The following is a 19,391-nucleotide window of genomic DNA, read 5'->3' as shown; positions in this document are numbered from 1 at the left end:
GTTTGAGAGGGATTAGACACAAATGCCAAAGGAAAGCCTGAGCCAATCGGCCCGGGCTTTTCCAAAACTTCCGTTGAAAATCAGATATAAAAGTCGATCTCCTTATTCAGCGGCAATTGCCTGATCCGCTGACCGGTCAGATCAAATATGGCATTGGCAAGGGCAGGGGGCGCGGGTGGTGTACCCGGTTCACCAATGCCGCTGATATGTTCCTGGGTTTCCAGAATACGGACAGTGACCTTGGGCATTTGCGGCATGCGCAAGGGTTCGTAATCGGGAAAGTTCTGTTGTTCGACCGCGCCATCGGCAAAGGTGATCTCTTCGCCCATTGCCGAAGAAAGCCCATAGACCATGCCACCAAAAAGCTGCGCCTCGATAATGCTCGGGTCCAGCGCCACGCCGGGATCGGCGGCGATCCAGGCCTCGTTCAGGCGCACGGATCCGTCGACGTCCTGTACCTCGATCACCATAGCGACCGGTGTCCCGAAACTATAGACCATGGCCACGCCACGGCCTATGCCCTCGGGTGTTGTGCCGGTCCAGCCCGACATGTCTTTGACGGCTTGCAAGACATTATAGGCCGGTTCCCATTCCGCGCTTGTCAGGGTCAGGCGGAAATCCAGCGGGTCCTGACCGGCCGCGTGGGCCATTTCATCGACAAAGCCTTCGATAAAGAACCCGTTGAAACTGGCCCCGACAGACCGCCAGGCCCCAAGTGGCGGTTTGGTGTCGGCCTTGTAGCCGCGCGCGCGGTAATTGGGAAAGCCATAGGGTTGGTTATAGGCCGTGTCGATGATGGTGCGATCCGCGCCACCGCCATCACGCCCCATCCAGCGTTTCATGATCTGGTCTGACAGGCTGGGGGCCGAGACCTGAACATCCAGCGCCACCGGCTGACCCTCATGAAGCCCGCCGCGCAACCGTGCGATGGCAGCAGGGCGGTAGAAGTCGTGGGTCATGTCCTCTTCGCGCGACCAGGTGACCTGAACCGGCGTGCCGGGCACGGCCTTGGCGACGCGGGTGGCCAGGATGGCATAGTCAAACTCGCCCCGTCGGCCAAAGGCCCCGCCCATCAACGTGGTTTCCACAACAACATCCTGCGCGGAAATCCCGGCCTCGTCGGCGCAGGCGCTTTGGACAAAGCTGGGCGATTGCGTGCCGGTCCAGATGCGCAGCTTGCTGCCATCAATCCAGGCCGTGGCGTTCAAGGGTTCCATGCTGGCATGGGAGAGGAAGGGCACTCGGTACTCCGCCGACAGGGTTTCGCTGCCCGCTGGCAATTGATCAACATCGCCATCGTCACGAAAGGCTGAGTTGGGCTCCTGTTCAAAGGCGCTTTCGATCTTGGCGAAAATCTCATCGGAGCTGGCCTCGAAATCGGCGGGCTCCCAGACAAATTCGATCGCGTCCAAGGCTTGCATCGCCAGCCAGGTGTTGCTGGCAATCACCGCAACCCCATCGCCCATATCGACGATTTTCTCGACACCGGGCATGGATTTGGCAGCGCTGGCGTCAAAGCTTTTCATACCGGCGCGTTTGGGGCTCATGCGCAATGAGGCGAATTTCATGCCGGGCAGGCGGGTATCGATGCCAAATTGCGCCGTGCCGGTGGATTTGCCCAGCATATCAATGCGAGGTTGCGACTTGCCGAGGATTTTCCATTCGGAACGAGGTCTGAGAGTGACCTTTGGCGGATCGATCTTGGCCGCCTCCTTGGCCAGTTCGCGGTAGGGCAGGGTGATGCCGCCCGGCGCGAGCACCTGACCGTTTTCCGTCTGGAGTTGTTTGACATCGACGCCCAGCCGTTCTGCCGCCGCGGCCTTGAGCATCTCGCGCGCCGTCGCGCCCGAGACCCGCATCCGCTCGTAACCATCACGCATCGAGGTCGACCCCCCAGTGACCTGAAAGTTCAGAACTTTGCCAATCCGCCCCATGGCCTGCGCCATAAGGTGTTGAAAGGCGCTGTCATCATAGCCCTTGGTGTTCAGGCTTTCGCCCAGCATGGCGGTATTGAAATAGGCATGGGCCGGTTCGCCATGCAAGACGGTGACCTGATCCAGGGTGACATCCAGCTCTTCAGCCAAAAGCGCGGCCCAGGTGGTTTGCACCCCTTGCCCCATCTCCGCACGCGGCGCGATCAAAGTGACCCCATCCTGATTGATCAGAACAAAGGCGTTCAGCGCGGCCTCATCCGGTCCGGGTTTCAACGGGTTCGGCGCGGGTTTGGCCACATACCAGGTGCCAAGCGCGACCCCGCCAGCAATGGCGAGCGACCCGAAAAGAAAACTGCGGCGGGCGATTTTTGCGATATTGGCCATGGGTCAGCCCTCCAGCCCGGCGGCGTCTTTGATGGCGGCGCGGATGCGCGGGTAGGTGCCACACCGGCAGAGATTGCCTGCCATAGCCTCGTCAAAATCGGCATCGCTTGGGTTGGGCGTGGTGTCCAGCAAGGCGGCGGCCTGCATGATCTGCCCGGATTGACAATAGCCGCATTGCGCCACCTGATGATCAACCCAAGCCTGTTGCAGGCGATGCATCATCTCGGGCGTGCCCAATCCTTCGATCGTGGTGACAGCCCCCTCCACATCCTCAAGCGCGACCTGACAGGAACGCACGGCCTCGCCGTCAATGTGAACGGTGCAGGCCCCGCAGGCCGCAACCCCGCAGCCAAATTTGGTACCGGTCATATTCAGCTGGTCGCGCAAAACCCAAAGCAAAGGCACCTCTCCGGGGAGGTCTATGTGATGCTCTGCGCCGTTGACGGTGATGGTTTTGGACATGGAACACTCCGTAATCTGACTTTCTGACATAAATGCTGAAAAATGTCAGTTTGTCAAACCCTATTTACAAACCGGGGTAAAATTGTCAGACCGTCAGGATGGCAGAGATTTCGACCTTGGACAAAGAGCAGCAAAAGCAAGCCGCAATCCTGGATGCGGCCATGGGTGTTTTTGCGCAATATGGCTATCGCAAAACATCGATGGAAGATCTTGCCAAGGCGGCAGGCATGTCGCGACCAGCGCTGTATCAGTATTTTCGCAACAAAGAAGACATTGCCTGCAGCCTGACCAAACTGTTCTACGACCGCTCGGCAGTGGCGATGCGGGCGGCGTTGGCGGTAGAGGGGCCTTTGGTTGAGGTTCTTGAACGGAGTTTTCGCGTCAAGCTGGCCGGCGTTGAGGTGATTGCCAATTCGCCGCACGGCGATGAGTTGATGGAGCTGGGGAAATCCGTCTCGGCCGAGCAAATCAAAACCGGGGCCGCGCAGTTGGAGAGGATCTTTGCCGACTGGCTGGATCAGAAAGCCGGGCAGGGCGCATTGGCCCTTGAGGGCACGGCACAGGACACGGCGCGCGTGATCTTTTCCGCGTTGGAAGGGTTAAAGAAACCTCCCTTTGACCGGTTGGAAAAGGACATCCCGGCAACCGCCCGGCTGTTCGCCCGCGCTTTGCAGGTTTAGCGCTGGTATCAAAAGGTATGGCCCCGATGGGGCCATGCTTGATTTTGGCACCCGGACGCGCGCGGGGGCTGAAACGGGATGTCAGACCTCGCCGCCCGCGATGCGGATGTCCTGGCCATTGACACTGTCGGAATTTGGCCCGCAGAGCCAAAGCGCCGCTTCGGCGACTTCTTCAGTGGTGATCAACCGGCCATGCGGGTTCAGATCAACCATGAGCGCGCGGGCTTTGTCAGCATCCAACCCGGTGCGCTGCATGATTGAGGTGACATTGCGGGTTATGATGTCGGTTTCCACATAGGCGGGGCAGATTGCGTTGAATGTATAGGGCTTGGCGGCGAAATCCGCCGCCAGCGACCGGATCAGGCCAATCACCCCGTGTTTGGAGGCGCTATAGCAGGGCGCGCCCTTGAGACCGCGCACCCCGGCGATGGAACTGATGGCAATCACGCGGCCCCAATCGGTCTGTGACATGGAGGTCAGGCTTTCGCGGATTGTCAGGAAGACGCCGTCAAGATTGGTGGCCATCATATTGCGCCAGGTGGCGAGATCGGTTTTCAGGATCGATTTGCCCTCGGCAATCCCAGCATTGGGGACACATATCTGGAAAGGACCCCGGGCGGTCACCGCCTCTGCGATGCCATTAATGATCGACGTTTCATTGGTGACGTCCATCACCAAGGGGTAGATCCTGTCTGTGGCGGCCTGTTCCAGAACCTCGGCGCGTCGCCCGGTAATCGTGACCTCGGCCCCTTGGGCGGCCAGAGCCTGGGCAATTGCCAGACCGATGCCTGTGCCGCCGCCGGTGACGATGGCGTGTTTGTTGTTGAGCATGATGTCCTCCCTCACGTTCAAACTATCGGCAGGGGTGAGAGAGGCAAGGGGACGCAGCTTTGGTGACGCAACGGATCTTGGCATTGTCATTCACACATGCGAATGTGTTTAAAATTCTGGGAGGATGATTGATGACCCGCACCTGTCTTGCTGCGACACTATATAGGTCGACATTGGCGCTGATGCTGTCGGCCGGTACCGCTTGGGCCAGCGAAGATATTGCTGACAAATACCCGCAATCCGAGCTTTATGACAAACCGGTGCAGGTGTTGCCGGGGGTCTATTCTGCAATCGGGGCGACCGCGCCGCCGACCTATGAGAATTCCGGCCACAATAACAATCTGTCCTTTGTGGTAACCGGCGATGGGGTTGTGGTGATCAATGGCGGGGCCTCGGTGCGTTTGGCGGCGGCCCTGCATGACGAGATCAAGGCGGTGACCGATCAGCCGGTCAAGCTGGTGATCAATGAGAACGGGCAGGGGCATGCCATGCTGGGCAATGCCTATTGGGCAGATCTGGGGGTGGATATTCTGGCCCATGTGGATGCGATCCATGAGGTGGAAGAGAATGGTGATTTCATCCTGCAAGGGATGGAACGCTATAATCGCGACAAGGCAGAGGGCACACGGGTTGTGACCGCCAATCTCAGCTTTGAGGACAAGCATGTGGTTGAGATGGGCGATATGGTCCTGGAGGTGCTGCATCTGGGCCCCGCCCACGGGCCCGGCGACACGCAGGTCTGGATCCCGGCGCTGTCTCTGGTCATTGCGGGCGATATTGCCTTTCACGAACGCATGCCGCCGATCTTTGCCGATACCTGCACCAGCTGTTGGATCGAGACCTTTGACGGGCCATTTATGGAGCTGGGCGCAACCTATGTGATTCCCGGTCATGGGCATCCCACCAATATGGATCTGGTTGTGGCGGGAACCTCGGACTATCTGCGTGATCTGCGCGACAAGATTGCTGCGCATATCGACGCAGGCGGGGATTTGGCCGGGGCCTACTATGTCGATCAGACCCGTTGGCGCCATATGGATACATTCGAGGAATTGGCGACCAAAAATGCCGGTCGTGTCTTTGAAGAGATGGAGTGGGAATAGGGGCGCTGCCCCGTCCCGAGCAGGCTCGGGACTCCCCGGGATATTTTTAGCCGAAAGAAACCATGGGGGATCAATGTTGAAATGGGTGGATGTGCCGCCGGTCTGGTTGGCGGCGGGGCTGATTGCGGCCTGGATGCAGAAAACCCATGCCGGTTTCGGCTTGGGTTTTGGGCCTGTTTGGGCTGACTTACTGGGCGGATTGCTGGTTGGCGGTGGGGTGATCCTGATTGCGTTGGCGCTTTATGAGATGCGCCGCCACCGCACGACCTTTATGCCCCATGAGATGCCGGACCGGTTGGTCACCAGCGGGATTTTCAAACGCTCGCGCAATCCGATCTACCTTGGCGATGTCATGATCCTGACAGGCTTTATCCTCTATTGGGATGCTGTATTGGGGCTGCCCTTGATTCCGATCCTTGTCTGGATTCTGGAGCGGCGCTTTGTCGTGCCTGAGGAACAAAAACTACGACGAAAGTTTGTTGCCGATTTTTTACGCTATGCGCAACAAACGCGCCGATGGGTTTAATTTTTCCTTTGGGTATGCTTTACAGCGCCCACTGCCTGTCGCTGCAGAGCGGCATTATTGCCGGTGAAATGCGAATTAACGCCTCTCCAGGGGCGTAGGAGTACCTGAGAACAAAGGGGAATATCGTGAAGATAGGGACGCCGTTAGAGGTCGAAGCTGGTGAAAATCGCGTTGCGATGACACCGGATTCGGCGCGTCAATTACAGAAACTGGGATACGACTGTGTGATCCAATCCGGGGCCGGCGCGAAAGCCGGGTTTTCGGATGCGGATTATGCGGCGGCCGATGTTGAGGTTGTGGAAGGCGCAGAGGCGCTGTGGTCCACCGCCGATATCATCGCCAAGGTGCGTATCCCACAAGAAGAAGAGCTGGATCGGCTGACGTCTGACAAGACGCTGATCACCTTCTTTAATCCGGGCGGCAATGAGGCCGGTCTGGAAAAGGCCAAGGCCTCGGGCGCGAATGTGATCGCCATGGAAATGGTGCCACGTATCAGCCGGGCTCAGAAGATGGACGCGCTGAGCTCCATGGCCAATATCGCCGGTTACCGTGCGGTGATCGAGGCGGGCAACAACTTTGGTCGTTTCTTCACCGGTCAGGTGACAGCGGCGGGCAAGGTTCCCCCGGCCAAGGTTCTGGTTGTTGGGGCCGGTGTGGCTGGTCTGGCCGCCATTGGCACCTCCACATCCTTGGGTGCGATCACCTATGCGTTTGACGTGCGCCCCGAAGTGGCCGAGCAAGTCGAATCCATGGGCGCGGAATTTGTCTATCTCGACTTTGAGGAAGAGCAGCAGGATGGCGCGGCCACCGGCGGCTATGCCTCGGTCCAGTCCGAAGAGTTCCGCAATGCCCAGCTGGCCAAGTTCCGCGAACTGGCCCCTGAGGTTGACATCGTCATCACCACCGCTCTGATCCCCAACCGTCCAGCGCCCAAGCTCTGGACCGAGGATATGATCGCGGCGATGAAGCCGGGTTCGGTCATTGTTGACCTTGCGGCGGAACGTGGCGGCAATGCCGAAGGCACCGTGGCGGATGAGAAAGTCGTGACCGAAAATGGCGTGACCATCATTGGTTACACCGATTTCCCATCGCGCATGGCGACCCAGTCTTCGACACTCTATGCGACGAATATTCGTCACATGATGGCTGACCTGACCCCTGAGAAAGACGGTCAGATCAATCACAACATGGAAGATGACGTGATCCGCGGCGCGACCGTGACCCATCAGGGTGAGATCACCTTCCCACCGCCACCGCCAAAAGTCGCGGCGATTGCGGCCAAGCCAAAGGTGGTTGAGCCTGAACTGACACCGGAAGAAAAGCGCGCCGCAGAAGTGGCGGCGTTCAAAGCACAAACCAAGCAGCAGGTGACCCTGTTGGTGGTCGGTGCTGCGCTGATCCTGGGTGTGGGTCTGGTGGCCCCGGCCTCGTTCATGCAGCACTTTATCGTGTTTGTGTTGTCGGTCTTTGTCGGCTTCCAGGTGATCTGGAACGTATCGCATTCGCTTCACACGCCGCTAATGGCGGTGACCAACGCGATTTCCTCGATCATTATCTTGGGTGCCTTGCTGCAGATCGGTTCTGGCGGGGGCTTCCTCGTGGTGCTGCTGGCGGCGATTTCGGTGTTCTTTGCCGGGATCAACATCTTTGGCGGCTTCCTCGTGACACGGCGCATGCTCGCCATGTTCCAGAAATCCTAAGGAGTAGCGGATCATGGAATACGGTTTTACAACAGCGGCTTACGTGGTCGCAGCCGTTCTTTTCATCCTGTCGCTCGGCGGGTTGTCTGGACAAGAAAGCGCCAAGCGCGCGGTGTGGTATGGCATTTTCGGCATGGGGCTAGCGGTTCTTGCGACCTTGATTGGCCCCGGTGCCGGTCTGTGGTGGCTGTCGGTTATCCTGATCGCAGGCGGCGGTGTCATTGGCTATATGCTGGCGAAAAAGGTCGAAATGACCCAGATGCCAGAGCTGGTGGCCGGGATGCACGCGCTGGTGGGTCTGGCTGCGGTGTTCGTCGGCTATAATGCCGAACTGGTGATGAACAATGTTGCCGGTCTCGATCAGGCGGGCATTGACGCGCTCAAAGGCTTCTCGGCCAAAGTGGCGGCGAAATCCTCGGTCGAAATCGCCATTCTGCAGGTCGAGGTCTTCCTTGGCGTGTTCATAGGCGCGATCACCTTTACCGGGTCGGTTGTGGCCTATGGCAAATTGTCGGGCAAGCTGACCTCGGCGGCGACCAAACTGCCTGGCGGGCATTTCCTGAATGCCGGTGCCGGTCTGGCCTCCTTGCTGCTGCTGTTCATCTATATGGGCTCTGACGGCGGTTGGACCTTGCTGGTGATGTCACTCTTGGCCTTTTTCATCGGCTACCACCTGATCATGGGTATTGGCGGCGCAGATATGCCTGTCGTTGTTTCCATGCTGAACAGCTATTCCGGCTGGGCAGCGGCGGCGATTGGCTTCTCGCTTGGCAATGACCTGTTGATCGTTGTGGGTGCTCTGGTGGGTTCCTCCGGTGCGATCCTGTCTTACATCATGTGTAAGGCGATGAACCGGTCGTTCATCAGCGTTATCCTCGGTGGTTTTGGTGGCGCGGCTGGTCCGGCCATGGAAGTCGAGGGTGAGCAGGTTGCCATCGACGCGGATGGGGTTTCCCAAGCGCTCGAAGACGCCGATAGCATCGTGATCATCCCAGGCTACGGTATGGCGGTGGCCCAGGCGCAGCAGAATGTGGCGGAACTGACCCGTCGTCTGCGTGCCAAAGGTAAAGAGGTGCGTTTCGCGATCCACCCGGTTGCGGGCCGTCTGCCGGGGCATATGAACGTGCTCTTGGCCGAAGCCAAAGTGCCTTATGACATCGTGCTGGAAATGGACGAGATCAATGATGACTTCCCGGATACGGATGTTGCCATCGTGATCGGCTCCAATGACATCGTGAACCCCGCCGCCCAGGAAGATCCGAACAGCCCAATCGCGGGCATGCCGGTTCTGGAATGCTGGAAGGCCAAGCAGGTGTTTGTATCCAAGCGTGGTCAGGGCACCGGGTATTCCGGTATCGAAAACCCGCTGTTCTACAAGGAAAACACCCGCATGTATTACGGCGATGCCAAAGCGTCCCTGGATGAGCTGCTCAAGCGCATCGACTAAGGTCGCTCCAAAGGAAACAAGAAACGCCCCGGTTCGTCCGGGGCGTTTTTCTTTGTCATACTGTTGGACCTGTCAGGCCAGTGGGACGAGGTCGTAACCAGGAATTTCCTCAAAACCTGCCTCAGGCCGGCCCAGAAACTCAAGGGCCTCTGACTGGGTCTGAAACGCAGCCGCCCGCGCATTGCCCGGCTCAAGTTCTGACAAAGTGGAAAACATCCGTGCCATGCCAAACAGCGCCGGGTCGGGCGCAAAAACGGCGATTTTTTTGATACGACCGCTTTCCTTGCCTTCGGTATTCGCTGCGATCGCCAAAAGGCGCATCTTATCGAAATTCAGGTTATGCCCGGTAATTCCGGACAGGTCGGCAAGCTCTGGCATGCCAACCTCATATTCCGGCAAACTGCGCATCCGCTGCAGCTCTGACACAGCGGCTTCGGCCGTCTGTCGGCCGGTAAAGCGCAGGAACACCAGTTCCCCATTTGCGATGATGCGTGCTCGAACTTGAATAGGGTTTCCTCCCCGCTTGGTTTTTCTAAAACACGGCCAGCTTTGTCTAAACAAGTGGTTAACAAGACCGGCACACCAGCAGGCTGTTCCCGATTGTTGCATCAAAGCCGTCTTGCATCAACAGACTTGAACAACCATCACATATACCTTATAAAAACAGTAAGAAATGAGTCAGGAGCAGCCTATGGTGTCCCGTCACGCCGCCCATGCCTATTGGTCCCGCCTTTGGGTGCAGCATATGGATGTCAGTTATGACCCGCTGCTCGAGACCTTGCGCATCGTCGCCGCCCATCAGGCCGAGCACAAGATCACCGCCAGCGAAGAGCCGGTGGTCAGGCTGTTGATTGACCTGCCGCGACTTTTGGCGCGCGCAACAGAATTCAACCCACCCGGGCAAGCCGAGCGCAGTTTTGACGAAACCTGGCTGCTCGCCCTGTCCAGCGCCTTGCGCATGGCTGATGCGGATAATTACCGGTTCTTGCTGCTGTCCCGGATGACGGCGCAAAACGCGTCCGAGTTTCACTTTCTCTTTCGCCAAGCGCTGACCTTGCTGGACGAGGCGGGTTAGGGCAAAGGTTACCCTTCGCCCATATCCTTTAGCATCTCAGGGCACAGCGCCAGCTCGGTCTCGATCTGCGCGCCTTTTTCAAGCGTGCGATGCACCGGGCATTTATCGGCGATCTCCAACAGGCGCGTGATCTGATCCTGGGTTAGATTTCCCTCAAAGCAAATCCGCCGTTTGAACCGGTCCACGCGGGTGTCCTTGGCCGTCTCGGCATCTTGTGCATGCACCTTGTCATGGGTCACATCCACCGCGATCCCCTCCAAAGGCCAGCCCTTGCGCCGCGCATACATGCGGATCGTCATCGAGGTACAGGCCCCAAGACCCGAGGCGACAAAACCATAAGGCGACATGCCGCGATTTGTCCCGCCATAGGCCAGCGGCTCATCCGCGACCGCATGGTGATAGGGTCCGTTCTGGATATCCTGCAGGAACCCGTTTGGGTCAGCCTCCTTGACGCGCACCACACCCTCGGGGGCACCAATAGGCGGGGCAGGCGGGGTCAGCTTCAGATAACGCCCAGCCCAGGCGGTGATCACCTCGGCGGCATATTCCGCATCCGATGGATCGGTGACCAGATGATCGGCGTCATCCAGAGTGACAAAGCTTTTGGGGTGCTTGGCTGCGGTAAAGATCTGCGTTGCGTTCGAGATATCGACAATCTCGTCCCGCGGGGCATGTAGTACCAGCAGGGCGCGTTTCATATTGGCGATGATCGGCCCCAAGGTCTCGGCCCGCACATCCTCGACAAATTCCTGACCCAGCGTGATCGGCCGACCGCCCAGCAGAACCTCGGCCTTGCCCTTGGCGGCGATCTCATCCAGCGCCTCGCCAAAGTTGTGGGTGACATGACCGGGATCAAAGGGCGCACCGATGGTGACTACCGCCTTGGCCGAGGCGATCTCGGGCGCGGCGCGCAGCACGGCGGCACCGCCCAAGGAATGGCCGATCAACAGGCTCGGGGCCATGCCGCGGCTCTCAAGAAAGGCGCTGGCCGCCTTTAGATCCGCCACGTTCGAGGTAAAGGTGGTATTGGCAAACTCCCCCTCGCTATGACCGAGGCCGGTAAAGTCAAAGCGTAGGACAGCGATGCCCATAGCCGCCAGGCGCGCCGCGATCCGACGCGCGGCGGGTATATCCTTGCCACAGGTGAAACAATGGGCAAACAGCGCCGTGGCCAGATGAGGACCCTCGGGCAGGTCAAGCCGCGCCGCCAATGTGTCGCCGCCATGGCCCTGAAATGTGATGCGTTCGGTTGGCATGTCGTTTCCTTGGCGAAGCTCGCAAGCCGCGCTTTTGTTGATTGCGTCTGTGTTGTGTTGCCCTAAAACTGCGCGTCAAAGCGCGATGACACAAGGTCTGTGACACTCCAATGACAGGAAGGTGAGCGGTTTGACGGTTTTGGTGAAGGCTGTTGCAATCCTGATTGGCGGGGGCCTGTTGGCAGGGTATCTGGGCTTTCTCCACCCGGCAGGCGACAGTTTTGCGGTGTTTCGGCTTGAATTGGCGCTGCTTTTTGCGCTTGCCGTGATTTGGACGGCTTGGCCGCGCCTTTTGCGTTGGCCGCTTGCCAGCCTCGCGATGGGGATCGTTCTGTTTCATGTCGTGAAAGGCGCAGGCCCGGATGTGGCCAGCGATTATGACGTGACGCTGTATCAACAAAACATGCTGTTCAACCGTGCCGATGGCGGCGCGGGGCTGCTGGACAACATCGCCCGCGTGCAACCGGATATCATCACCTTGCAAGAAGTCTCGCAAAGGAACCGTGCGGTGTTGGATGAATTGCGCGCGGATTACCCGTTTCAGCATCTATGCCCGGTTGGTCCGTTGTTGGGCGAGGCGGTCTTGTCCCGTTTTCCGGTTGTTGCGGGGACGGAGTTTTGTTCTCTGCGCGACGGTTTGGCTGGTTTTCAAGTCACCTCGCCGCGAGGTCCCTTTTGGGTGGTTTCGGTACATCTCAACTGGCCCTGGCCCAAGGGGCAGGCGCAGCAGGTCGATGCCTTGCTGCCGGACTTGCAGCGCCTTGACGGGGCCGCCATCCTTGCCGGGGATTTCAATGCCGTTGCTTGGTCCCATACCTTGGCGCGCATGTCGCAAGCCAGTGGGGCCAAACGCGTCGGCCCGTGGTTCAAGAGCTTTGATTTGCCGCTTGGCCTGCCCATTGGAATTGACCATGTTCTCAGCACGGCCCCCAATGCGCAGCACGCCTTCACCATCGAGAAAAACGGGTCCGACCATCACGGCGTCGTCGCGCGCCTTTCGATTGCAGCAGGGGGGTAATATGTACGATTTCGGAGAGGTTTTGTACCAATTGCCTCGAGACGCGGCAGAACTGGCGCGGGTGGAGGCGCTGATCGCGACCCATGGCAAAGCCGCGTTTTCCCGTGATCCATTCATCGGCGGTCATATCACTGGATCGGCCTTTGTCCTGTCTCCTGACAGGCGCGCGGTGCTGATGACCCACCATGCCAAACTGGATCGCTGGCTGCAATTGGGCGGGCATTGCGACGGGATCTGTGATCCACGCTTTGTGGCGCTTAAAGAGGCCTATGAAGAGTCGGGATTGTCGCGTATAGATTTGATATTACAGGATATTCTTGATATCGATATTCACGCCATCCCAGCGCGGAAAGCTGAGCCCGAACATCTGCATTATGATCTGCGTTACCTCATGCAAGCCTCTGATTTCGATGTGAAAATTTCACATGAGTCAAAGGAGTTACAATGGGTGTCTCTAAACGAGTTAGAGCGCTTGACCTCCTCGCAATCAGTGCTGAGAATGCGGGATAAGGTGTTGAGATTTATAGGTTAAGCCCGTGTCTTTGATATTCCAAACATCAACGCCCTTTGACGTCTCCAATCCCAAACCGCTGCCGGGTATCGCGCCCCTTGCCGAAGAGGATTGGCTGCATGTTGATGAAAGCTTTGCAGAGCAGGTGGCGCTGAGGTCGAAGTTAATTCATGAGGAAGGTCAGAGGGTTATTGCGCGAACCTCAGGTTCTGAAGGTGCCTGTCAGGAGCTTTGTCAGTATGTCGAAACCAACCTGAAAGCCAAAGGCGGTCTCGCCTGGGAGCGGTTTCAGGATGTCAGGTTAACTGACAGTTGTGACCCATTGGAATTAATGAGTAAATCCGTTCAAGAGGATATGTGCATCCTGCAAAAAAAAACGGATAATCCTGAGGGAGAGCATGTTATGACCGCCGCCATCCTGTGCTTTCCGGCGAGTTGGTTGCTTTCTGAGAAAATCAACCGCCCGCTGACCCATATCCACGGCGCGGTCGACGACTATGACCCCAACATCGCCCGTCGGGTGCAGCGCTTGTTTGACGGGATACAGGTCGGGCGTCCGCTATGGCGGTGGAATGCGCTTTGGAATGACACGGCTGACCTGTTTCAGCCGCGCTCCGTCAACGATCCGCGCCCGCCCGCTGACCCGGCAACCGCGCCATATCTGCGATGCGAACGGCAATGTCTGTTGCGCTTGCCTGAAACCGGGGCAGTGGTGTTTTCCATCCACACCTACATGTTGCAGCGGCCGGATGCGCTGCGTCAGTGGAGGAGCTGACGCATCACCAGGTTCAGGCGGTCTGTGTTGTAAAGAACGGTGAACAGCACCGTCACGGCCAACACCTGTGACACCAGGCGGAATTCCATGCCGCGATAGATGCCGATTATGAACATGGCCACGCCAACGGGCAGGGAGACGATGGCGACCATGGCCGCCATGAGCCAGCTCGCCGCGCTGAGGCGGGATTTCTCTGCCTCGGTCGCAACCTCATCAGCCTCTGCATAAACAGGGGCCTCAACGGACTCTTCTGCCACGTCCTCTTGGTCATAGTGGTAAAGCGAATTCAGCACGTCCCGTTCCATAACGGGATCGCCCAGAACCAGGGTTTCACTTTCATGCTGGGGCAAGGGGGCGGGCTCGGGCAGCGGCGTAACCTCTTGAACCACTTGCGCCACCGGCTGAATTGGGGCGCGTTTGGGCGAGACATAGCTGCGCAAGCGGACAAAATCCTCGGCGTCCAAAAGCACGTCAGGCGAGTACCATTCGATAATATCGGCGGGCGAGGCCTTGAGCGCTTGCAAAACCGTGTCTGACAGGATCTGCGCGGCGGCTTCGTCTTCGGTTGGCTGGCCTTGGCTGGTGACCACCTCGATCACCATGCGGGGGCCGTAATCGCTGTCTTCCTGAGGGTCGATGCGCATGCCAAAGACATTGCCATGTACCATGTTCTCTGTCGGGTCCAGACGTGTGCCGCCAGTGGGGTGAGGGTCCAGCCGCGCCAGCACGCGGCGGGCCGCGTTCAAATAAGGGCGTGGATCAAGATCCGATGCATCAGGCAAAATCAACCCGGCATATGGATATTCGGTGGCGTACATACTGTCCTCAAAGATCAATAGATTTATCTTGAGGACCGTTTATTCCACCCGACTTTGGTCATAATCGGGCGGAATAAAGATTTTAAGAGACTTTTAACGGATCGCTTGTGCCCATTTGGTTAACGCAGGGTAAACGCGCCCGTCAGATCGGCTTAGCGGTCGATGCGAATGGCCGAGGCTGCGATGGCTTTTTGATAGACCGTCGCAGCGTTCCATTCATTCAGCACGCGAAAGTTTGGCTCGCCTTCCTGATAGCCTTTGCCCGGTTTCCAGCCTTTCTGGCGCAGGAAATTCGCGGTCGAGGCCAGCGCATCTGCTTCGTTATAGAAATCGACGCGGCCATCGCCATTGCCGTCCACACCGTAACGCATGGCATTGCCCGGCAGGAATTGGGTATGGCCCAACTCGCCGTGATACGCGCCTTTCTGGTTCGGGCTCAGCATGCCGCGATCCACCATTTTGAGGGCGGCGAGGGCGTGCGGGGTAAAGAAATCAGAGCGACGGCAGTCATAGGCCACGGTCAGGATCGACGACACGACGGTTGGTGCCTTTTTCGGCCACATGAATTTGCCATAGGCGGTTTCCATGCCATGAATGGCGATCACCACACCGGCGGGCACGCCATAGCGTTTTTCCAGACCGGCATAGAATCCGGCATTGCGGGCCTTGCGTTTGCGCGCGCCCGAGGCAAAGCCATCAAGCGAGCCGAGGCGGATTTTTACAAACTTATCAAAGGAGTATTTCACACCCTTTTGGCTGCGATCCGCCTTGATCGTGCCGTGGGAATAGCTGGCCCCCATCAGCGCATCGATGCCGCGCTGTTTCACGCCTGCGGCCTGGGCTTCGCGGGCGAATTCTTTTTTCCAGGCGTTAAAGCCCGATCCGTCATTGCCGCAGCTCGCGGCCATGGCAGGGCCAGCGCCCAACCCGGCGGTCAAAAGTGAAAGACAAAGGGCGGAAACGAAACGGCGCATCAGGCTCTCCGAAAATTGGAATAACTTCGTGGCGACGATAACCGGTTTCAAAGCGTTGGGCCAAGGGGGAATTCCTGACCCCATGCGGCGAAAACGCCCCTATCCCGGGCCGGTTCCCTCGGCTTTGATGTCCGTGAAGGGAAATTTGGGGGTGGCGATGAAATTGGGCTTTGGCAGGGGCCGGGTTGCGAAACTGGCCCAAACCCTATGCGCGCTGGCCATGCTGTCCAGTTGCACAAATTACCCGGTCATGACTGCCGGGCCAGAGACGGATGTGGCTTCGGTGGCCAAGACCTGCTGTATCGGCGTGGATCGCTATCCTGATCCGATCATTGCGATGATTGAGCCCAAGGCGGATCGCGCCTCGATCGTCAATGACGCCCATCACCTGCGCCAGCCTTATCTGAAGGATAAGCCGGAGGCCTGGGAATTTGTCCAGCGCCACCTGCGCCCCATGGATATCCTGCTGACCAATGATCGCAGCCAGATCAACGGCTATTTCATTCCCGGCTATTTCAAACACTCGCTGGTCTATCTTGGCACTGAAAAGCAGTTGCGCGCACATGGGTTGTGGCAGCTATCAGCGTTGGACCCGCATCGCGACAAGATCCGCAATGGGCAGGTGTTTTATGAATCCACGCCGCCACGGGTGATGTTTTCTCCGGTTGAGAACATCTTGGATGTAGACGGGGTTGGAGTGTTTCGCCCAAACCTGACCCAGGCCGAAAAACGTCACGCCTTGCAGGTGCTTATGGCGCAATGGGACAAGCCTTTTGACATGCATATGGATCTGCAAACGCAGGAGTGTCTGTTTTGCGCCGAACTGGTGAACCTTGCCATGCCGGGGCTGAAATTGCCGCAACAACAGGCCTATGGGCGGAGCTTGATTGTGCCTGACGCCATCGCGGCGCATGGGCTTGTTGACCCATCGTTGACGTTTATCGGTTTTGTCGCGGCGGGGCCAAATTGGGCGCGTAGCCTGACAAGGCAGGATCTGGCCGAGACGATCAAAAAGCACTGGCCGCGGCCAGAAATGCATTAAGTTTAATGCAGCGAGGATAATACCGGGCGGGCCGCTTGGGAGAGGCGGTCAAACACCGAGCGGGGCGTTTTGACATGCTCTGGCTTGCTGCGCGGATTGGCTTGCAGTGAATGGGACGCCTGTCGGATCATGTCGCGCAGGTCTTCTTCATCTGGAAGTTCGTCGGATGCGACAGGTTGAGGTTTTGGCTCTGGTTTGTGCTGTTTGAAACTATCCGCAAGCCCATCGACAAAGCGTTGACGCGGAATGTGCACATCGCTGAGCGGCCAGGTCAGATAGGTGGCAGGCAGGTTCAGGCACAGCGGAAACAGCAAAAAGGCCAGATGCGCCAGCTTGGTTTCACGGCTGGTTTCCGCATCTTTTGGCTTGTCCAGCACGCACACCGTCAGCTGCGTATGCTTTTCGCCATAGATCACATCCAGAACGGTGCAATAGCGGTCACAGGTGATGATCAGCTTGTTTTGCTCGGTTTCAACGGCGGCAACCACCTCTTTGACGCGCAACAGTGCTGTTGTCAGGATCTCCGACAATTTGGACAGGGAGACAAAGCGATCCTCGGTGAAGGTCAGGGTCGCCGTGGTGGCCATGTTGCGTTCCATGTCAGCGCTCTCTCAGGTTCAGGTGGTTGCCTGATTGACAGCTTGCGCGTCGAGATGGGCGGGTGTGAGGCGTGTTTGCAGCGACTAAGGCGGGGACAAGGCAAGCTTGCCTTCTGCCGGTCACAATTGCGCTGAATTTTGTTCAAAGCGTCGCAATCGGGGCCAAATGCCACATAAAAGCCAGGGATTGGCGGAGAGTTTCGTAAAATTGTTGGCAATAATGTGGCCGAAAACAAGGCGGCTGCCACAGGGATCAAGAAGGCGTAAAAGAAAAGGCACCCCAAAGGGTGCCTTTCCGTAAGGTTTTGGAAACCGCAGCTTAGCAGCTGTAGTACATGCCGAATTCAACAGGGTGCGGCGTGTGCTCGTAGGTTTCGATCTCTTCCATTTTGAGGGCGATATAGCCGTCGATCTGGTCTTTGGTGAACACGTCACCGGCCAGAAGGAAGTCATGATCCGCTTCCAGGCATTCCATGGCTTCACGCAGGGAGCCACATACTGTCGGGATACCGGCCAGCTCTTCGGCAGGCAGATCATAGAGGTTTTTGTCCATGGCTTCGCCTGGATCGATCTTGTTCTTGATGCCGTCGATACCAGCCATCAGCAGGGCCGCGAAGCACAGGTATGGGTTGGAGGACGGATCAGGGAAGCGAGCTTCAACGCGCTTGGCCTTGGGGGATTCGGTCCAAGGAATACGAACACAACCGGAACGGTTACGTGCGGAATAGGCGCGCAGAACAGGAGCTTCGAAGCCCGGGATCAGACGCTTGTAGGAGTTGGTGGACGGGTTGGTGAACGCGTTCAGGGTCTTGGCGTGCTTCAGGATACCACCGATGAAGTACAGCGCTTCCTGAGACAGGTCCGCGTATTTGTCACCTGCAAAGAGAGGCTTGCCGTCTTTCCAGATCGACATGTTCACGTGCATGCCGGTGCCGTTATCGCCTGCGATCGGCTTGGGCATAAAGGTTGCGGTCTTGCCATAGGCCTGCGCAACGTTGTGGATGACGTATTTGTATTTCTGCAGCTCGTCCGCTTGCTTGGTCAGGCTGTCAAAGATCAGGCCCAGCTCGTGCTGACAGGACGCCACTTCGTGGTGGTGCTTGTCGGTTTTCATGCCGAGGCGCTTCATGGTCGACAGCATTTCGGAACGGATGTCCTGCGCGTCATCGATTGGGTTGACGGGGAAGTAACCGCCTTTGACGCCCGGACGGTGGCCGGTATTGCCCATTTCGTATTCGGTGTCGGTGTTCCAGGAGCCGTCGATGGCGTCGACTTCGTAGGACACTTTGTTGATCGAGTTCGAGAAACGAACATCGTCAAACAGGAAGAATTCCGCCTCTGGACCCATGTAAGCAACGTCGCCGATGCCGGAGGATTTCAGGTAGGCTTCGGCTTTCTGTGCGGTGCCGCGCGGGTCACGCTCATAGGCTTCGCCGGTGTCAGGCTCAACGATGGAGCAGTGAACACAGACGGTTTTTTCCGCGTAGAACGGGTCGATATAAGCGCTGTCGCAGTCGGGCATCAGTTTCATGTCAGATGCTTCGATGGATTTCCAGCCAGCGATGGAGGAACCGTCAAACATGAAGCCTTCTTCGAGGAAGTCTTCGTCGACCTGGTCCTCTTGAACGGTCACGTGCTGCAGTTTGCCGCGTGGATCTGTGAAACGGATGTCGACGTAAGCGACGTCCTCGTCCTTGATCAGTTTGAGCAAGTCTTTTGCGCTCATATCACTATTCCCTTGATTGCTTTATGCGTTACATGCGTCACCCGGCGAGGTACAAAATTTTGGAAAAATTTTGGGCGCGCGCCGGGAGGTTTGGTGTCTAACTTTGACGGTCTTAAAGAGCGTCCGAGCCGGATTCGCCGGTACGGATGCGGATGGCCTGCTCAACAGGGGAGACAAAAATCTTGCCGTCGCCGATTTTGTCGGTCTTTGCCGCATTGGTGATGGCGTCAATCGCCCCATCAACCTGATCATCGTCCAGAACGATCTCGATTTTCACCTTGGGGAGGAAATCGACAACATATTCAGCACCGCGATAGAGTTCGGTGTGACCTTTCTGACGGCCAAACCCTTTGACCTCGACCACGCTCAGGCCCTGAATTCCTGCATCTTGCAAGGCTTCCTTAACCTCGTCGAGCTTAAACGGCTTAATGATCGCTTCGATCTTTTTCATGGCCTTGGCTCCTCTCTTTGAATCCCGTTTCTTGACGCTGAGGGAGACCACTTCTCATTGCCGGGGACAATCGGATAGG

The 19,391-nt window shown here is 57.7% G+C and carries 20 protein-coding genes; 10 read left to right on the top strand and 10 right to left on the bottom strand.

The window, feature by feature from the left end; translation table 11 throughout:
* Positions 1-80: 80 nt before the first annotated feature.
* Complete coding sequence (locus tag CLV87_RS13830; protein WP_099246238.1) at positions 81-2,318, bottom strand: xanthine dehydrogenase family protein molybdopterin-binding subunit; 2,238 nt, start codon at positions 2,316-2,318, stop codon at positions 81-83.
* 3 nt (positions 2,319-2,321) lie between these two features.
* A complete protein-coding gene (locus CLV87_RS13825) occupies positions 2,322-2,780 on the bottom strand; it encodes a (2Fe-2S)-binding protein (protein WP_099246236.1) in 459 nt (152 codons plus the stop codon).
* Positions 2,781-2,878: 98 nt separating this feature from the next.
* Here CLV87_RS13825 and CLV87_RS13820 point away from each other — a divergent pair, with 98 nt between their 5' ends.
* A complete protein-coding gene (locus tag CLV87_RS13820) occupies positions 2,879-3,460 on the top strand; it encodes a TetR/AcrR family transcriptional regulator (RefSeq protein WP_099246234.1) in 582 nt (193 codons plus the stop codon).
* Between the two features lie 81 nt (positions 3,461-3,541).
* On the opposite strand, the gene CLV87_RS13815 is transcribed toward CLV87_RS13820, so the two are convergent.
* The gene (locus CLV87_RS13815) at positions 3,542-4,294 is read right to left on the bottom strand and encodes an SDR family NAD(P)-dependent oxidoreductase (RefSeq protein ID WP_099247770.1); all 753 of its coding nucleotides are present in this window, start codon (positions 4,292-4,294) and stop codon (positions 3,542-3,544) included.
* A gap of 179 nt (positions 4,295-4,473) precedes the next feature.
* Here CLV87_RS13815 and CLV87_RS13810 point away from each other — a divergent pair, with 179 nt between their 5' ends.
* The 4 genes from CLV87_RS13810 (at position 4,474) to CLV87_RS13795 (ending at position 9,067) form a co-directional block, all read left to right on the top strand.
* Positions 4,474-5,394 carry an MBL fold metallo-hydrolase gene (locus tag CLV87_RS13810; RefSeq protein ID WP_099246232.1) on the top strand — a complete coding sequence of 307 codons (921 nt, stop codon included), beginning with the start codon at positions 4,474-4,476 and terminating at the stop codon, positions 5,392-5,394.
* Positions 5,395-5,467: 73 nt separating this feature from the next.
* On the top strand, positions 5,468-5,920 hold the full coding sequence (locus tag CLV87_RS13805) for a methyltransferase family protein (protein ID WP_099246230.1): 453 nt from the start codon (positions 5,468-5,470) through the stop codon (positions 5,918-5,920).
* Between the two features lie 125 nt (positions 5,921-6,045).
* A complete protein-coding gene (locus CLV87_RS13800) occupies positions 6,046-7,620 on the top strand; it encodes a Re/Si-specific NAD(P)(+) transhydrogenase subunit alpha (protein WP_099246228.1) in 1,575 nt (524 codons plus the stop codon).
* A 13-nt stretch (positions 7,621-7,633) separates the two neighbouring features.
* Positions 7,634-9,067 (top strand): NAD(P)(+) transhydrogenase (Re/Si-specific) subunit beta, encoded by a 1,434-nt coding sequence (locus tag CLV87_RS13795; RefSeq protein ID WP_099246226.1) that lies wholly within the window; start codon positions 7,634-7,636, stop codon positions 9,065-9,067.
* 72 nt (positions 9,068-9,139) lie between these two features.
* Here CLV87_RS13795 and CLV87_RS13790 read toward each other — a convergent pair whose 3' ends face one another.
* The gene (locus CLV87_RS13790) at positions 9,140-9,676 is read right to left on the bottom strand and encodes a hypothetical protein (RefSeq protein ID WP_133840788.1); all 537 of its coding nucleotides are present in this window, start codon (positions 9,674-9,676) and stop codon (positions 9,140-9,142) included.
* An 82-nt stretch (positions 9,677-9,758) separates the two neighbouring features.
* On the opposite strand from CLV87_RS13790, the gene CLV87_RS13785 reads away from it, so the two are divergent.
* Positions 9,759-10,142 carry a hypothetical protein gene (locus CLV87_RS13785; protein WP_099246222.1) on the top strand — a complete coding sequence of 128 codons (384 nt, stop codon included), beginning with the start codon at positions 9,759-9,761 and terminating at the stop codon, positions 10,140-10,142.
* A gap of 8 nt (positions 10,143-10,150) precedes the next feature.
* Here CLV87_RS13785 and CLV87_RS13780 read toward each other — a convergent pair whose 3' ends face one another.
* Positions 10,151-11,398: a bifunctional alpha/beta hydrolase/OsmC family protein gene (locus CLV87_RS13780; protein ID WP_099246220.1), complete on the bottom strand. Its 1,248-nt coding sequence runs from the start codon at positions 11,396-11,398 to the stop codon at positions 10,151-10,153.
* 121 nt (positions 11,399-11,519) lie between these two features.
* Here CLV87_RS13780 and CLV87_RS13775 point away from each other — a divergent pair, with 121 nt between their 5' ends.
* The 3 genes from CLV87_RS13775 to CLV87_RS13765 are packed head-to-tail and all read left to right on the top strand — an operon-like array spanning position 11,520 to position 13,702.
* Positions 11,520-12,416, top strand: coding sequence for an endonuclease/exonuclease/phosphatase family protein (locus CLV87_RS13775; RefSeq protein ID WP_099246218.1), 897 nt, complete (start codon positions 11,520-11,522; stop codon positions 12,414-12,416).
* Between the two features lies 1 nt (position 12,417).
* Positions 12,418-12,948 (top strand): NUDIX hydrolase, encoded by a 531-nt coding sequence (locus tag CLV87_RS13770; protein ID WP_166652755.1) that lies wholly within the window; start codon positions 12,418-12,420, stop codon positions 12,946-12,948.
* Between the two features lie 4 nt (positions 12,949-12,952).
* Positions 12,953-13,702 (top strand): heme-dependent oxidative N-demethylase family protein, encoded by a 750-nt coding sequence (locus CLV87_RS13765; RefSeq protein WP_099246216.1) that lies wholly within the window; start codon positions 12,953-12,955, stop codon positions 13,700-13,702.
* Here the strand turns inward: CLV87_RS13765 and CLV87_RS13760 are convergent.
* A complete protein-coding gene (locus CLV87_RS13760; RefSeq protein ID WP_099246214.1) occupies positions 13,687-14,520 on the bottom strand; it encodes a hypothetical protein in 834 nt (277 codons plus the stop codon). The two genes, CLV87_RS13765 and CLV87_RS13760, sit on opposite strands and share 16 nt — an antisense overlap.
* Before the next feature lie 152 nt (positions 14,521-14,672).
* Positions 14,673-15,494 (bottom strand): lytic murein transglycosylase, encoded by an 822-nt coding sequence (locus tag CLV87_RS13755; RefSeq protein ID WP_099246212.1) that lies wholly within the window; start codon positions 15,492-15,494, stop codon positions 14,673-14,675.
* A gap of 157 nt (positions 15,495-15,651) precedes the next feature.
* On the opposite strand from CLV87_RS13755, the gene CLV87_RS13750 reads away from it, so the two are divergent.
* Positions 15,652-16,536, top strand: coding sequence for a YiiX/YebB-like N1pC/P60 family cysteine hydrolase (locus CLV87_RS13750; RefSeq protein WP_133840787.1), 885 nt, complete (start codon positions 15,652-15,654; stop codon positions 16,534-16,536).
* Between the two features lie 2 nt (positions 16,537-16,538).
* Here the strand turns inward: CLV87_RS13750 and CLV87_RS13745 are convergent, their stop codons facing one another.
* The 3 genes from CLV87_RS13745 to CLV87_RS13735 form a co-directional block, all read right to left on the bottom strand.
* On the bottom strand, positions 16,539-17,135 hold the full coding sequence (locus CLV87_RS13745; protein ID WP_099246208.1) for a hypothetical protein: 597 nt from the start codon (positions 17,133-17,135) through the stop codon (positions 16,539-16,541).
* Between the two features lie 319 nt (positions 17,136-17,454).
* Positions 17,455-18,861: a type I glutamate--ammonia ligase gene (gene glnA / locus CLV87_RS13740; protein ID WP_099246206.1), complete on the bottom strand. Its 1,407-nt coding sequence runs from the start codon at positions 18,859-18,861 to the stop codon at positions 17,455-17,457.
* Positions 18,862-18,973: 112 nt separating this feature from the next.
* Complete coding sequence (locus CLV87_RS13735) at positions 18,974-19,312, bottom strand: P-II family nitrogen regulator (protein WP_099246204.1); 339 nt, start codon at positions 19,310-19,312, stop codon at positions 18,974-18,976.
* Positions 19,313-19,391 lie beyond the last annotated feature (79 nt).

The sequence above is a fragment of the Pelagimonas phthalicica genome, from assembly GCF_004364805.1.
In the GTDB taxonomy this organism is placed as follows: Bacteria; Pseudomonadota; Alphaproteobacteria; order Rhodobacterales; family Rhodobacteraceae; genus Pelagimonas; species Pelagimonas phthalicica.
The sequence above is the reverse complement of the archived record's forward strand: the minus strand, read 5'-3'. Positions and strand labels throughout refer to the sequence as shown.